Origin of the sequence: Alkalihalobacillus phoenicis (assembly GCF_047302405.1) — a bacterium.
Lineage (GTDB): Bacteria > Bacillota > Bacilli > Bacillales > Bacillaceae_D > Alkalihalobacillus.
The window spans coordinates 680,920-695,511 of record NZ_CP154853.1; the positions used below are offsets into that span (position 1 = coordinate 680,920).

At 37.7% G+C, this 14,592-nt stretch carries 15 protein-coding genes; 8 read left to right on the plus strand and 7 right to left on the minus strand.

What is annotated here, in order from left to right; genetic code table 11:
- Positions 1-1,005: 1,005 nt before the first annotated feature.
- Together AA0017_RS03035 and moaC are read right to left on the minus strand one after the other, a co-directional pair.
- Positions 1,006-1,374 (minus strand): hypothetical protein, encoded by a 369-nt coding sequence (locus AA0017_RS03035; protein ID WP_413379407.1) that lies wholly within the window; start codon positions 1,372-1,374, stop codon positions 1,006-1,008.
- Between the two features lie 92 nt (positions 1,375-1,466).
- Positions 1,467-1,952, minus strand: coding sequence for a cyclic pyranopterin monophosphate synthase MoaC (gene moaC / locus AA0017_RS03040; RefSeq protein WP_413379409.1), 486 nt, complete (start codon positions 1,950-1,952; stop codon positions 1,467-1,469).
- Positions 1,953-2,078: 126 nt separating this feature from the next.
- Here moaC and AA0017_RS03045 point away from each other — a divergent pair, with 126 nt between their 5' ends.
- The 7 genes from AA0017_RS03045 to AA0017_RS03075 all read left to right on the plus strand — a co-directional run bounded on the left by AA0017_RS03045 (position 2,079) and on the right by AA0017_RS03075 (position 6,367).
- Positions 2,079-2,591: a MogA/MoaB family molybdenum cofactor biosynthesis protein gene (locus AA0017_RS03045; RefSeq protein ID WP_413379411.1), complete on the plus strand. Its 513-nt coding sequence runs from the start codon at positions 2,079-2,081 to the stop codon at positions 2,589-2,591.
- 54 nt (positions 2,592-2,645) lie between these two features.
- The gene (glp, locus tag AA0017_RS03050) at positions 2,646-3,917 is read left to right on the plus strand and encodes a gephyrin-like molybdotransferase Glp (RefSeq protein WP_413379413.1); all 1,272 of its coding nucleotides are present in this window, start codon (positions 2,646-2,648) and stop codon (positions 3,915-3,917) included.
- A complete protein-coding gene (gene mobB / locus AA0017_RS03055) occupies positions 3,902-4,420 on the plus strand; it encodes a molybdopterin-guanine dinucleotide biosynthesis protein B (RefSeq protein WP_413382356.1) in 519 nt (172 codons plus the stop codon). Before glp ends, mobB begins: the two co-directional genes overlap by 16 nt.
- Before the next feature lies 1 nt (position 4,421).
- Positions 4,422-4,895, plus strand: a complete 474-nt coding sequence (locus AA0017_RS03060; protein ID WP_413379416.1) for a molybdenum cofactor biosynthesis protein MoaE — start codon at positions 4,422-4,424, stop codon at positions 4,893-4,895.
- A complete protein-coding gene (gene moaD, locus AA0017_RS03065) occupies positions 4,888-5,124 on the plus strand; it encodes a molybdopterin converting factor subunit 1 (protein ID WP_413379418.1) in 237 nt (78 codons plus the stop codon). The genes AA0017_RS03060 and moaD overlap by 8 nt, the downstream gene beginning before the upstream one ends.
- Positions 5,125-5,189: 65 nt before the next feature.
- Positions 5,190-5,822 (plus strand): DUF6944 family repetitive protein, encoded by a 633-nt coding sequence (locus AA0017_RS03070; RefSeq protein ID WP_413379420.1) that lies wholly within the window; start codon positions 5,190-5,192, stop codon positions 5,820-5,822.
- Positions 5,823-5,848: 26 nt separating this feature from the next.
- Positions 5,849-6,367: a hypothetical protein gene (locus AA0017_RS03075; protein WP_413379422.1), complete on the plus strand. Its 519-nt coding sequence runs from the start codon at positions 5,849-5,851 to the stop codon at positions 6,365-6,367.
- 191 nt (positions 6,368-6,558) lie between these two features.
- Here the strand turns inward: AA0017_RS03075 and AA0017_RS03080 are convergent, their stop codons facing one another.
- From AA0017_RS03080 to AA0017_RS03100, 5 genes are all read right to left on the minus strand, one after another.
- On the minus strand, positions 6,559-8,289 hold the full coding sequence (locus AA0017_RS03080) for a M56 family metallopeptidase (RefSeq protein ID WP_413379424.1): 1,731 nt from the start codon (positions 8,287-8,289) through the stop codon (positions 6,559-6,561).
- 4 nt (positions 8,290-8,293) lie between these two features.
- Positions 8,294-9,370 (minus strand): LolA family protein, encoded by a 1,077-nt coding sequence (locus tag AA0017_RS03085; protein WP_413379426.1) that lies wholly within the window; start codon positions 9,368-9,370, stop codon positions 8,294-8,296.
- A 5-nt stretch (positions 9,371-9,375) separates the two neighbouring features.
- Positions 9,376-10,833: an ATP-binding protein gene (locus AA0017_RS03090; RefSeq protein ID WP_413379428.1), complete on the minus strand. Its 1,458-nt coding sequence runs from the start codon at positions 10,831-10,833 to the stop codon at positions 9,376-9,378.
- A complete protein-coding gene (locus tag AA0017_RS03095) occupies positions 10,830-11,537 on the minus strand; it encodes a response regulator transcription factor (RefSeq protein WP_413379430.1) in 708 nt (235 codons plus the stop codon). Before AA0017_RS03095 ends, AA0017_RS03090 begins: the two co-directional genes overlap by 4 nt.
- A 263-nt stretch (positions 11,538-11,800) precedes the next feature.
- The gene (locus AA0017_RS03100; protein WP_413379432.1) at positions 11,801-12,715 is read right to left on the minus strand and encodes an aldo/keto reductase; all 915 of its coding nucleotides are present in this window, start codon (positions 12,713-12,715) and stop codon (positions 11,801-11,803) included.
- Positions 12,716-13,203: 488 nt separating this feature from the next.
- Between AA0017_RS03100 and AA0017_RS03105 the strand changes: the two genes are divergently transcribed.
- A complete protein-coding gene (locus AA0017_RS03105) occupies positions 13,204-14,565 on the plus strand; it encodes a glucoamylase family protein (RefSeq protein ID WP_413379434.1) in 1,362 nt (453 codons plus the stop codon).
- Positions 14,566-14,592 lie beyond the last annotated feature (27 nt).

The window sequence follows — 14,592 nt, forward strand, 5'->3', positions numbered from 1 at the left end:
CTGGCGAATGATGCTGGAAACCCAACAAAAGAGCCACCAAAGGTAATCATAGCCTAGGAATGAAGCCAGAAGCCGAACAAATCAGCGACCAAAGGGAATCATAGCTGCTGAATGAAGCCGGAAGCGCAACAAAAAAGCGACCAAAGGGAATCATAGACTAGGAATGAAGCCAGAAGCGCAACAAAAGAGCGACCAAAGGGAATCATAGCCGCTGAATGAAGCCAGAAGCGCAACAAAAGAGCCGCCAAAGGGAATCATAGCCTAGGAATGAAGCCAGAAGCCCAACAAAAGAGCCGCCAAAGGGAATCATAGCTGCTGAATGAAGCCGGAAGCGCAACAAAAAAGCGACCAAAGGGAATCATAGCCTAGGAATGAAGCCAGAAGCCGAACAAACCAACCATCAAAGGGAATCATAGCCGCTGAATGAAGCCGGAAGCGCGACAAAAGAGCGACCAAAGGGAATCATAGCCGCTGAATGAAGCCAGAAGCCGAACAAATCAGCGGCCAAAGGGAATCATAGCCGCTGAATGAAGCCGGAAGCCGAACAAAAGAGCGACCAAAGGGAATCATAGCCGCTGAATGAAGCCGGAAGCGCAACAAAAGAGCGACCAAAGGGAATCATAGCCTAGGAATGAAGCCAGAAGCGCAACAAAAGAGCCGCCAAAGGGAATCATAGCCTAGGAATGAAGCCAGAAGCCCAACAAACCAACCATCAAAGGGAATCATAGCCGCTGAATGAAACCAGAAGCGCAACAAAAGAGTCACCAAAGGGAATCATAGCCGCCGAATGAAACCAGAAGTCCAACAAAAGAGCCACCAAAGGGAACCATAGCCCTCAAATGAAACCAAAAGCCGTCAAAGCGAATCACAACCTCCCCCAAACAAAACAAAACCATAAAAAAACCATTCCGTTAATTTGAGGAATGGTTAGTGCTTAAATATCAAATTCAGCTGATAAGTTAGGATTTTAGCGAGAAATATAACTAGAAGTGATAGTTTTTAATTTTAAACAAAATTTGATTGTAGCAATAATGGTTCAACACAATCACGAAACTCTTTTAAGGAAAATGGTTTGCGAATATAAAGAATATCGTGCAAACTCGATTGGTAAGGTGTTAGGTGACTTGTCGTCATAATGATGATCGTCTTTTTTTTGTTTAGTGCTTCTATCTCTTGTAAGACGAGTTCAATAGGGAGATCATCGAGTTGGTCACTGATCATATAAACATCCACAGGAAAAGCAGCGTATGTATGAAGAAAGGATTGACCTGTTTCAAAAGATTGAACGCTTATCCCCATTTTTTTTAAGTGGTACTCTATTAATGTTGCATGAGCTGGTTCAGTTTCAACCATGGCTACAAGACTTGGGCCCATGGAATTCCTCCACTCTTTTCATCGATTCAATACTCTAATCTTAAATTGTTGGATTCAACTTTTCAAGTGTCTTTTTGTAATGCGTTAATTGGTTAAACCTTCCTTTCGAAGTCTCCGTTTTTTCCACCTGATTTCCTTGCTAAAAAAGTAGGACCGATAATCATTCCTTTATCGAGAGCTTTGCACATATCATAAATGGTTAAAGCGGTGGCACTGGCCGCGGTTAAGGCCTCCATTTCGACCCCCGTTTTACCTTCTGTTTTCACTTCAACTGCAATGTGTAATGTTGCGTCGTTATCATTTTTTTCCCAATTAAATTCAATGTTTACACCATTTAAAGAGAGTGGATGGCACATAGGTATCCATTGCGAAGTGTTTTTAGCTGCCATTACACCGGCAACTTGGGCTACAGCTAGCACATCCCCTTTCCCGATTTTTCCTTGCTCAATTTTCTCATGGATTTCGGATGAGACGTTTATGCTTGATTTAGCAATCGCTGTGCGGATTGTAATTTCTTTGTTAGAGATGTCGACCATTTTTGCTCGTCCTTGTTCATTAAAATGAGTTAATTTATCCATTTTTTCACTCCTATTCATTAGTCCGAAAGTTATTAAATTCAAATTGATTTGCTTTTTTTATTGATTTAAAAATCTATGCTATCATAAGACATACACATGTTTGTTAACGAAAGGAGTTATTTACATATGTCTGTACAGGAACATAAATCAGATGCCCCTAGATCGATTCGTTGTATGGTGCTTACGATTTCTGATACACGCACGAAGGAAAATGATCACGGTGGTGCTCTAGTTAAAAAGAAGCTAATCGAAGCTGGTCATCAAGTTTCTGCTTATTCTATTATAAAAGATGAATCATTATTAATCCAAGAGAAGATTAAAAAGGCGGTGTCCAGTCGAGAAATCGATGCGGTATTATTAACCGGTGGGACAGGCATTGCCAAAAGGGATACGACATATGAAGCGGTTCAAGCTTTGTTACATAAAGAAATGCCAGGTTTTGGTGAAATTTTTCGTTACTTAAGTTATGCAGAGGATATTGGTTCAGCAGCGATTTTAAGCCGGGCTGTTGCTGGAGTTTATGAGAATACGGCCGTCTTTTCGATGCCGGGTTCAAGAGGAGCTGTCAAACTTGCGATGGATAAGTTGATTATACCTGAACTTAACCACGTAATCCGTGAAATTCAAAAAGACCTTTAAGTAGGAATGCTCCATGTTTATAATAGAAAAGATTAATTTGATGAGGTGAATGAAGTGGTTGATATTAGAAAACCGATCTTAGTGTCTGAAGCAGTTTCAGCTGTGCTTAATCATTCTAAGACAGGGGAAACAGAATATATTTCCATCGATGATTGTGATGAAAGGTATTTAGCGAGCGATTTAATCGCGGATCATGATGTACCCCCATTTGATCGCTCTCCACTTGATGGATTTGCGATCAGAGCAGTGGACAGTCAAGGGGTGACAGAAGGATCACCAAAGTCTTTTAAAGTGATTGAAGAAATTGGTGCAGGAGCGGTGGCAGCAAAAATTCCAAATGATAATGAAGCGATTCGAATCATGACGGGAGCTCAAATTCCAGCTGGCACGGATGTAATTGTAATGTTTGAATTAGTACGTGAGTTTGAAAAAGAGGGGGAGGCGTACTTTGAATTAACTCAATCCTTTGAATCAGGTGATAACATTTCTTTTCAAGGGGAGGATGTTCAAAAAGGAGCAAGCTTAGTGCAAAAAGGGGCACGGATTACGCCTGGTATTAAAGCGTTGCTCGCAACCTTTGGTTATGCTGAGGTCGAGGTGTTTAAAAAAACTAAGGTCGGGATTATCGCAACGGGGACAGAGCTTCTCAATGTTGATGAGGAATTGCAACCAGGTAAAATCCGTAACAGTAATGCTTATATGGTCGCGGCTCAAATTAAAAAAGTTGGAGCTGAACCCGTCTATTTCGGACAACTTGTTGATGATTTAGAAGAGAGCTTTCAAAAGATTTCACTAGAATTAGAAAAAGTCGATTATTTAATTACGACAGGTGGGGTATCTGTTGGTGATTACGATTTTTTGCCGGAAATATATAAACGTTTAGGAGCGAACGTATTATTTAATAAAATTACGATGCGACCAGGAAGTGTGACAACGGTCGCAGAAGTAAATGGGAAGCTTTTATTTGGGTTATCAGGAAACCCTTCTGCTTGTTTTGTTGGCTTTGAATTACTCGTTCGTCCAGCCATTTTAACGAGTTTTTCTGTTATGAAGCCTCATTTGCAAAAAGTTCAAGCGACGCTCTTGGTCGACAACGATAAATCAAATAACTTTTCTAGATTTATTCGGAGTTATACGTATTTTGAAAATGGCAAGCTTTATGTAGAACCAACAGGACTAGATAAATCAGGTGTAGTAAGCTCATTAGCTGATGCCAACTGCCTGATGATGCTTCCAGGTGGGGCGAGTGGCTTTCAAAAAGGGGATATGGTCGATGTCTTGTTACTTACAGGAGAGGGAAGCGAGTGGCCATGGACAACGGTTTAAAGATTTGGCAAATTAGTGGTTTTAGTAATCGTGGAAAAACGACTTTAATAGAAGGTATTTTAACTAAAAGTAAAAAAAGGGGTTTGTCGATCGCAACGATTAAACATCACGGTCACGGCAAAAAGCTCGCCGCTCTTGATACAGGAAAGGATTCTTGGAAGCACCGGCAAGCAGGTGCGGTAGGAAGTGCAGTATTAGCAGCGGAAACGATTCAAATCCAAATTAGCAAACCAACAGAATGGCAACTAGAAGATCTTTTGCCGCTCTATAAGCAGGCTGAGCTAGATGTTATCCTACTTGAGGGGTATAAAAATAAAGCTTATCCTAAGTTGGTTTTATTAAAAGAAGAAGCTGATTTAGTGTTGCTTTCTGATTTAACGAATATTCAAGCTGTCGTTGTTTGGGAGAAAAGTTTAATCAGACAAATAGAAGATACACCTGTTTTTTTTATTGATGATGTCGATGAAATTAGTGAATGGTTATTTAAACAATGGGGAGTGTAACATGGAAAATAAATTGTTTTTAATTACAGAGCAAGAGATTGTCATCCAAGAAGTTGTCGATAAAGTAGGTGATCGTAATGCGGGAGCGATCAATTGTTTTATTGGGACTGTTCGTGAAATGACAAAAGGAAAAAAGACGCTTTATTTAGCTTATGAGGCTTATGTGCCAATGGCTGAGAAAAAGTTAGCTCAAATTGGGGACGAAATTACAGAGCGCTGGCCCGATACACGAGTCGCGATTACACATCGAATTGGCGAATTGGCAATTAGTGATCTTGCCGTTGTCATAGCTGTATCAACGCCACATCGAAATGATTCTTATGAGGCAAGTCGATATGCGATTGAGCGGATTAAAGAAATTGTCCCGATTTGGAAAAAAGAGCACTGGGAAGATGGGCAAAAGTGGATCGGTGATCAGCTAGAAAAGACGGCTTATCCAAAAGGGGCCCCAAAGATGGAGGAGTTTAATGATTAAAATTTTATTATTTGCTGAATTAAGTGAGCAAGCACAAAGTGGGGAGCTTTTTATTGAAGCAGAAGGGAAATCAATTGTTGCATTTAAAGACATGTTGCATTCGTTGTATCCTGAACTAACAATAAGTGAAGCAACGATGATTGCCGTGAATGAAGAGTATGCCGAGGATGATTATGTGATTCAAAAAGAGGATGTTATTGCGTTAATTCCACCAGTAAGTGGGGGGTAACGCTGAACATGTTCGCAGACTTTTGAATAAGCTATCGCATACAAGTGTGCGGTGGTGAGCGAAAAATGCAAGGAGAAAATGCTGATTTTATCGGGGCTTGGGTGCAAGCAATAGGCAATTTCCTTGCTGCACTTGGCTCTTCTTTGCCGGATTCGGAAGCTTCTTTAGCTACTAATTTAGGAATCTATGGAAATGAACTTCAAGCTCTTGGTGGAGGCGTTCAATATGTTGGCACAATATGGGAAGGAGAAGATGAAAATAATGACGTTTCTTCTTCTCAACCTATGTTGCCTAGGCAAACATCAAGCTGTTTGGAGCGAAGTCCTATAGCTAATATTGGGCAGAAAGAGAATAGTTTAGTCAGTACTGGTGTTTTAATCGGAATTGTTGGTAACATTTTTAGTACCTTTCATTTGGCAGAGGTTTTTTCTGACTCAGAGATTGTTAATAAGCCGCTAGGGATAGGGGGGAATTTCCTTCAGGCGGCAGGCGCTTATATCGCAACGGTTGCTTCTGGAGATGAGTTTCAATCATTGGCGTATATAGGTGGAATGTGGCAATACTACGGGGCGGGATTACAAGGTGTATCAGGTCTTTTACAGAAAGCCGATCTCCTTGATATTATCGGCTCATGGATTCAATTTTTAGGAGCTCTTTTTGTGGCGATTTCGATTACCGAAGAACTTGAAAATAAGTAAAATAGTTATTTAAAGTAGGGATTACTATGAAAAAATATGTGCTACATTTTATTGAATCTGGTTTAGTTATATTAGTACTCTGGGTTCTTTTTGGCTTTATGTCTTCTTTATCAAGGTGGAATTCTTTACCTATTGAGGGTATTCATTTAGCGGTCATTGATCGGATGAATGGCAATCAAATCGTTTTTTCACCTGTTGTCATGCTCATTATGGTAGTCATAGCCTGTTTTATTATTCATGCTATTAGTCAAGGGTGTCTTTTTCTTAAAAACACGAAAATACGAGGGAAAACGGTTTTCGTCTCTTTTTTATTAGGAGTAGGTTTGATTTTTGGCTGTTTAATGATGGTTGCCCTCATTCGTCAAATTCTTGATGGTTTTTATTTAGCGGCTGTCCAGTCCTTGCTACTCCTTATTTACATAGCGTATCAATATTGGTTCCATCATCATCCACCAATCAAAAGATATATTCGTAAATTACGTGATGAACGAACGCATAAGGTAGAAAAGGGGTCATCAGCTTTGAATGGAAGCGACAAAAGTTAGTGCCTCTCAAAAGCTGGTGACACCTGCGGATGGCTCTTACAAACGAGGAGCCTTGTCAAAAATGAGTGGGGCATAGTTCTTGCAATCTAGTAGGAATTTTATTAATAGAGAAGGAGCATTTAAGAAATTTCTTATAGTTTGGCCACATGTAAGAGGCTTCTCATATATCGATTTTTTAATTGGTAAATAAATCATTCTTGCTTTTTACGTAAGGGCCTTATATTAAATGATTCTGTCCATCTCTCGTAGAACCACTGTCTCAGACTTTGCTTTAATGTGAGCTCCTGATCTTGTTTTAAGGCTGCAACACGCCAATAAAGTGGTGGGTGTGGCATCATTTGGAACTCAATCAATCGCCAAATCCATGATGGACGCTCTATTGATGAAGGACGGTTTTTTTCTTCTGTTTCCTTGTCTTCTACATATTGAATTGACTTTTCAATCGCTTCGTCCTGAGATTGTCCAAGGATTTCTAAACTTTTGGCCATTTGTTGGCTGCCATGATGCAAAATGAAACTAGCTAAACGATCGGCACGAACCTCCATCACTTGTGAGCAAAAAGCTTGATAGAGGGGGAATAGGAGAATCAATCCCCATATCAACATAAACATTAAAACCGGATTGTTTTCAATCAACTCTGGTGACTTGACTAACCAAAGAACAAAGCCGATAATAATGGCTATATAAGGGAGGCGTAGAAGTTGACTAATGAGAACGTCTCTTTTTTTTACATGAATGGCTTCGTGAGCAATAATACCTTCAATTGCTTCAATTGGTAACCTTAGTGTCGCACTTGTTAAAGTGATCATTGAGCGACCGATACCCATTCCCGATGCGAACCCATTAAATTCATTTGATTCCGTTTCGTATAAACGAGTTTTTGGTAAGTTTAGCTTTTTAAATAATTTGTTTGCACGTATTAATAGTTCTCGGTCATCAATTTTTTTTGCATCAGTCGCAATCTTTAAAATAAGATCGGAAAAATATAAATTGACGAACCAAAAAGGGATGATCGCTCCAACGATTATCGCTGTATGAACCTCTAATAAGTAGAGTCCTAGAAAAAAAGCAGAATAAACGGAAATACCTTTTATGGCCCCCGCAAAATAAAGCTTCCCTAATAATCTTTTGAAGTTGGAATGATGGTAAAATGGGAGAACTTGTTTTTCTTTTTTTAGAGCAATTTTTGAAGCTTTTGGCACAAAGTGATTAAACAAAGAACAGTCTTTTGGGCTTAGATAAACAGATTCACCAGGAAAATCAAGCTTTAAAACTTTTCCATTACCGGTTACAAAATCAAGACTTTTCGAAAATACAGTAAGCAGGGGGTGAAGCTTTAATAAATCAACCCTACTTTCCACCTGGAGCCCTTCCAATTTTTCTAAAGGATATTTTCTTGCGTCGATACTTGAAAGGATAAATAGTTCGTTCTCTTTTGATTGATAAATTTTTGTCGAAATATGATTTAAAAATTGTTTAACTGTTTCAGTGACACTGTGAATCATAACCAGAATGACAAGAAGTTTTAAAGGACTAGGTTCAGGTCCAAATAAGTAGTAAGCAATTGCCCCACTTAAGACTAGTATTGTTAAAAAGGTTTCATAGAGCAATTTTTTGATGCTCCGTGAAAGGGGAACTTCAACATTCTCCGTTAACTCTATTTCCATTTGACGTTTTAAGGCCTTTTTGCGTCCATCAAAAATCATTGAAAAATTAAAATAAGCAATCGAAACGATAGAAAATCCAATGAAGAAATCTGGAAATCTGAAAGAGTAAAAAAGGTGGCCAATCATTGTTATTGCTGCGACAATAATAAAGGTATTTCCAAGTTTTTCACTCTTTTTTTCAAAACTATACCCAATAAGGGCAATGAGAAAGGTCATGACAACATATAAGATAATCGTGGTGGAATTTGGTAGCATTGAATCACTCTTTTAATTCAGAGCTTAAGATAAATTGCTCTTCTAGTTTTAATAAATCATCTACTGTCACTTGAGGGTGTTCACTTATTAAGGAATAACGTAGCCCATCCTCATCCCAAGCTATACTTTTAAAGGAATCAAATACGACCAAAGAGGCAAGGCTATTTCGGAATTCGATTAGCTCTTCATCAGCTAGGGTTAGCTCAATTTCATCTTCAGGAGATGGAAAGACTGCTATAGATACATAGGAAATATGATCTTTTGAGTATTCAAACGTTAATTCTGTTCGTTCGAATAAATCGCTATTATATTTTTCAATAGTAGCTAAAGTAACATCTTCACTAGCTAGAACAAGTACCCCTTGTTGAAAAATATTGTTTACTTCATTTATAGAGATTTGTTCTATAAATTGTTCGTCTAGATTTTCAATAAAAATATCGTCTGGAATGTCTAGATGAAACTCATCCTCATCAAAAGTGACGTCAAATTTAATTTCTTGATACTCCATTGTCGTTTCTATGTCATCTGTAATCATTTTTGCTTTTAAAATGAAATGGTTTTTTTGATTGACCCAAAGGTCAAATTCTTTTATAAAGTTCATATCATTCTCTTCTTTTAATTTTAAGTGGTATGTTTGAGAACCATGAAGCGTCTCTTCGCCAACCATTTGTAAGGAAGCATCCTTTTCTATACTTCTCAGAAAGTCTTTCATTATTTCTAATTGTGATTGCCCGTCCAACATCGGTAATTCGCCGGTCATTTGAAAAGCGAGAGCAGAAGATTCATCATAAATGGTCATCACACTGCCATCATATAACCCATAAGATGTCTCGTTCGTTTGCTTGTCGGTGACGACGACTATCCTTTTGCTATCCATTATGACTTTTTCTTCTATTATCGATTCATTTGTAACACCATCGATTGTTTCAGTTAAATGGATTTTTCCATAATAAGAATCGTATTGAGTATGGCTAGTGAGTACTTCGTGAATGATTTCTTCAGGACTTGTTGCTATTGCAGTTGAACAGCCGGTTATTAAGATTAAAGAAAGAATCATGTATATTTTTATATGGTTTTTCATAAATATCACCTTTCTGGAAGTCGGCAAGCAACTAATGTTCCAAATCCTTCTTTGGAACATATCGTTAGATCGCCCTTTTGTTTTTGCATTAATAGTTTCGCGATACTAAGTCCGAGGCCAGAGGAACCACCTTTTGTTCTTGCTTGCTCTACCTGGTAAAAAGGTTGTAACACATAGAGAAGTTGGTCCTCAGGTATAAAGGTCCCCTCATTTTGGACAAGAAGAAGCGTATCGGTTTGACGAAATTGTTCTAGTTCATGTTTAAAAGGAGAGAAAACCCATTTAGGTAAATTCTTTTTTGAGGAGATAACAGCTAAGCTAAGGGCATTCTCTATATTTGTATAACGTAAGCCATTTGCAACGAGGTTATCTACGACTCGAATCATTTGCTTTGGATCAAGAAGATATTCACCTGGTGCATCAACGATAAGATTTAATGGAATGTCTTTGTCTGCAGCAAGCTCTTCATAACCACTTAGTAACATCTCAAAAAACTCTTCTCCATCTACTTTTACTAGTTTTGGTTGAAAGGAGGGAGATTGAATCGATGTATATATGGCTAAATCATTAATTAAATGCTCCATATAATGCATCTTCTCAAATAATATTTGTTCATAATCTCGTTTTTCTTGCTCTGTAAGGTTTGAACCCTTTAGTAAAGCCTCCGAATAAGTACGAATTACGGTTAAAGGTGTTTTGAGATCATGCGATAAAGTTGAAACAATCCATTCTTTTTCATTTTGTTGGGTTTTGACAGCCTCATTTTGTTTGATTAATTCATTTTTCATATTTTCAAAATGTAAGATTAGTCGACTGATTTCATCATTTGAGCGTGGGATGATCTTTTCGGTTTGTTTACCTTTTGCAAAAGCATCCATTTGATGTTCTAGATTTTTGATTGGTTTGTTTAACTTTTGGTTTAATAAATAAAAAACGATGAAATAAATTAGAGTAAAAACGATTATAAAGATAGCCAAGTAATAATAGTTATAACTTTGATAGGTTTGTAACCATGCATCTCTTGCAATCGTTATTTCATAAAAACCTTGTAATTCAGCTTGAGATAAAACGGACTGTTTTAAGCGATAGTTTTGATGAGTCGTTTCGATTTCTCCGATATTTCTATAAAGGTTGTGGACATTTGTAAAAGAAAAATAAGGGTTAAAGTCTCTCTGATGAGATTGATACAAGACTAAACCATCAGAACGATAAAGAGTTATGGCAATGTTGTCACTTGTTAAATCAGCCACCATGTCATATGTTTCTAGTGGATTAAAATCATATAATCTAGGATCATTTAAAAATTCTTCAATATGTGCAAATTGATTTGTTGCTTCAGTTTGCTGTTTGAAGCTCTCTTGTTGCCAATACTGGTTCAATCCAAGATATAATAAATAAAGGACAGCAACCGGTAAAATCATTACAATTAAATAACTAAACATTAGGAATGATTTGAGTTTCATTCCACTTCTTCTCCGATAAATTGATAGCCAATGCCCCAAACGGTTTGGATAAAAAGTGGATTACGTGACGATTCTTCTAATTTTGTTCGAAGGCTCTTTAAGTGCACGGTCACGGTTTTTCCGTTGTCAAGTTCAGGTTCATACCAAACATGTAGGTAAATATCTCTTTTTGAGAACGTTTGAAACGGATTTTTAGCAAGTAAGAAGAATATTCCTTTTTCTTTAGCCGTCAAAAGAACGGGTTGATTAGCTATGTAGATTTTTTCCTTTTCAAAATCAACGGTTAGTCCACCTTTATAATGATAAAGAGGAGATTCGACTTGGATGCCTTTGTAGCGATTGTAGCGTCTAAGATGAGAATGAATGCGTGCTTTTAATTCATCTAAACTAAAAGGTTTTGTTAAATAATCATCTGCACCTAAATTTAATCCTTTTATCTTATCTTGATCGGCAATTTTTGCACTAATGATTAATAGTGGAATATCCGATTCATCACGAATTAACTTACATAATGTAAATCCATCTAATTCTGGTAACATTAAGTCGATAAGCACTAATGTATATTCTCCCTTTTTAAAATCTTCTAACCCTTCTTGCCCTGTAGACGACCAAGTAACAGTAAATCCATTTTTTCTTAGATCATCACAAACAATGCGTGCGATTTCTGGATCATCTTCAACGAGTAAAATCGCCTTATCGTTCATTGGATTTCTCCCCCTTATATTCTTTTTATTATATTTGTCAGGTTGGTAAATTTAAGATATTTTATAAATTCTTTATATTTTATCAAAGAAAGTGTCTAAAAAGTTATTTTATGAACATTAAGTAGACTTTCGTTCTATTTATTGGAACCGAAGTGGATGGGTGTCCTACCTCTCACTTTAATATACATTCAAAAAGGGGCTGAACCCTCAAAGGTCATCTTCATGACTTTGGGACAGCCCCTTCTAAACAGCTTCAATTCATATTAACGATGCTCTTTATATAAGTCTTGTTTTGTAAGAGCACTTAATTGTTTTTGGAACGATTCTGGTAGAAACACTTGTGAAGCATCAATATTTTCAATTAATTGCGTTAAGCTGCTTGCTCCGGCAACGACGGAGGCAACGGTTGGCTGAGAGAGACAATAGGTGAGGGCGAGCTCATTCATCCTGTGCTGCTGCTTCATTTCATTTAAAGCAATTCTTGTTTCTCTTAGTTCTCGAGCCGAATAGTTCAGATAGCCATTTTTCTTTATTTTATCTGGAAGATTATCAAATGGTCTTTCGGTTAATATTCCTTTTGCGACTGGACCCCGTGCAACTACACTGACTTGATGCTCTTCTAAGAAAGGAAAGAGCTCCTCAGGTCTCCGATCAAGCAAACTATATTGCATCATGACACTCACAATATTTGAACGTTTGACATATTCACGGATAACATTTGGGCGAATCGATGATAGGCCATATTCACGAATCAAACCTTCGTCCTTTAATTGCTCAAATGCTTCAATCGTTTCATCAATGGGGTCATCGATTGTGCCACCATGTAATTGATATAAATCAATATAATCGGTTTTTAATCGAGATAAACTGTCTTTTACCGCAGAGATAATATGCTTTTTAGATGGATCCCAGCTCCAGCCGCTGACACCTCGTTCAAACCGATTCCCGACCTTTGTCGCTAAAATGACTTGGTCGCGTTTGCCTTTTAAAGCTTTACCAATAAATTCTTCATTTAAGCCTTGGTCGTATAAATCCGCCGTATCAAGATAATTAATCCCGCGGTCAATCGCTGTATCGAGAATGGTGAGCGCTTCTTGTTCATTTGTACCAAGCGACATACAACCTAAACCAATTGTACTCACTTCTAAATTAGAACGACCTAGTTTTCGTTTTTTCATCGATATGACTCCTTTCATGAGAAAAAATAACTATATATACATTTACCCAATACCCACGTTCCGTAAAACTTATGATTGTCCAACGACTCAATTATCTCATAAACAAGATAAAGAGTGAATAAACAGGAATGCGGTGTGGTATGTGGAAAAAAAGGTGATCCACTCCTTTATTTGATATATTAATAGGTTAGAATACGTTTACGAGGAACGCGTCGCAGAATGTAAAGAAAGGGAGGGGAAGCGTTTAGTAAAGGAGGAAATACGAGACAAAAAGTAAGGAATCGAAGAGAAAAGATGTCACAAAGGATACACAAAGACGCACAATCCTAATAATGAAAACAATAAAAAAGACACAAAATTTCTATTGAAAATCAGAAACGGTCAAGGTATATTTAATGTATGCGGTTTCATTAATTCGTTCATTTAAACGTTTCAATTAAAAGGGGGGCAGTAAAATCAAATAGCTTAAGTATTATGGGGGTTCAAAATTGAATAAAAAATGGGTCATTTTAATAGTTGTCATTTTGGTTGCTGGAGTGACGATATTTACAACTGTAAAAGAGGATCAACATGAAGCAACCATTTCTTTGGGTAGTGATGACCGAGAGTTAATGAAAATTGCAAAAGATACGTATGCTTTTTTTGAAGAGTACACCGATCCAAACACAGGGTTAACGTTAGATAGGGTTGACCTTCATAATGGAGAAATACGGTATGAACAAACGTCACCAACAAATATTGCGATGTATTTATTAAGTTTGGTGGCAGCTGTTGAACTCGAATTTGAAGCAGTAAATGAAGCAAGTGAAAAAGCGGCTCGAGTATTACAGACTTTGAATGAAATGGAAAAGTGGAATGGCCTTTATTTCAATTGGTATTACACAGACAGTGCCGAATTAATGAACGATTGGGGAAAATTTATTTCTACGGTTGATAACGGCTGGTTAACGGCTGCTCTTGTTGTCATTGGGCAATATTTTCCAGAACTGCAGATGCAAACGGAACCTTTAGTTGTACAAATGGATTATTCTGCGTTATATGATTCAGCTGTTGGCCAATTTCATGGAGGATATGATGTGGAAGCGGGCCACTTGACGGATCACCATTATGGAATGTTCTATTCGGAAACGAGAATTACGAGTTATTTAGCCATTGGAAAAGAAGATGTACCAGAACGTCACTGGTGGAGTTTGTATCGGACCTTCTTACCAGAAGACACATGGCAGTCTCAACAACCTAATGGGCATTATGAGGTAATCGACGGTCATCGCCTTTATCAAGGACACTATGAGTATGAAGGAATCAAATATGTCCCGAGCTGGGGTGGGAGTATGTTTGAAGCATTAATGCCTGCGATTATAATCGATGAAAAGAACTTAGCTCCAAATGGCTTAGGGTTAAATAATAAGCGTCATGTACAAGCCCAAATTGCTTATGCGAAAAATCAACAAATGGATGTTTGGGGATTTTCACCAGCAGCTATTGAAAATAATTATTTAGAATTTGGTGCTCCAGTGCTCGGGGCAGGTGAAGGTTATCCAGATGGAGGAACCGTCACATCACATGCATCGTTTCTTGCGTTGGAATATGCACCAGAGGAAGTATTCCATAATATAGGTGTGTTAAAAGAGTTAGGAGCCTATGGCGAATATGGTTTTTATGACACGGTTCAATTTCCAAAAGGAAAAGTGAATGAAATTTATTTGTCGTTGGACCAAGGGATGATTCTGGCGTCTATTGTGAATTTTTTAAAGGATGGTGTTATTCGTCAACACTTTCATCAAGATCCGATTGGCTCTAATGGAGAGCATTTATTAGAAACGGAGCAATTTTCTATTAAGGAAAACTAAGAATGGGTTTATGTATTTTAGAAAAGC

Coding starts and splice junctions, on each gene's coding strand:
- AA0017_RS03090 (WP_413379428.1), bottom strand. CDS start 10,833: ATGAAACTCAAATCATTCCTAATGTTTAGTTATTTAATTGTAATGATT.
- AA0017_RS03045 (WP_413379411.1), top strand. CDS start 2,079: ATGTCTGTACAGGAACATAAATCAGATGCCCCTAGATCGATTCGTTGT.
- AA0017_RS03095 (WP_413379430.1), bottom strand. CDS start 11,537: ATGAACGATAAGGCGATTTTACTCGTTGAAGATGATCCAGAAATCGCA.
- AA0017_RS03035 (WP_413379407.1), bottom strand. CDS start 1,374: ATGGGCCCAAGTCTTGTAGCCATGGTTGAAACTGAACCAGCTCATGCA.
- AA0017_RS03060 (WP_413379416.1), top strand. CDS start 4,422: ATGGAAAATAAATTGTTTTTAATTACAGAGCAAGAGATTGTCATCCAA.
- AA0017_RS03085 (WP_413379426.1), bottom strand. CDS start 9,370: ATGAAAAACCATATAAAAATATACATGATTCTTTCTTTAATCTTAATA.
- mobB (WP_413382356.1), top strand. CDS start 3,902: ATGGACAACGGTTTAAAGATTTGGCAAATTAGTGGTTTTAGTAATCGT.
- AA0017_RS03100 (WP_413379432.1), bottom strand. CDS start 12,715: ATGAAAAAACGAAAACTAGGTCGTTCTAATTTAGAAGTGAGTACAATT.
- AA0017_RS03070 (WP_413379420.1), top strand. CDS start 5,190: ATGCAAGGAGAAAATGCTGATTTTATCGGGGCTTGGGTGCAAGCAATA.
- AA0017_RS03075 (WP_413379422.1), top strand. CDS start 5,849: ATGAAAAAATATGTGCTACATTTTATTGAATCTGGTTTAGTTATATTA.
- moaD (WP_413379418.1), top strand. CDS start 4,888: ATGATTAAAATTTTATTATTTGCTGAATTAAGTGAGCAAGCACAAAGT.
- AA0017_RS03080 (WP_413379424.1), bottom strand. CDS start 8,289: ATGCTACCAAATTCCACCACGATTATCTTATATGTTGTCATGACCTTT.
- moaC (WP_413379409.1), bottom strand. CDS start 1,952: ATGGATAAATTAACTCATTTTAATGAACAAGGACGAGCAAAAATGGTC.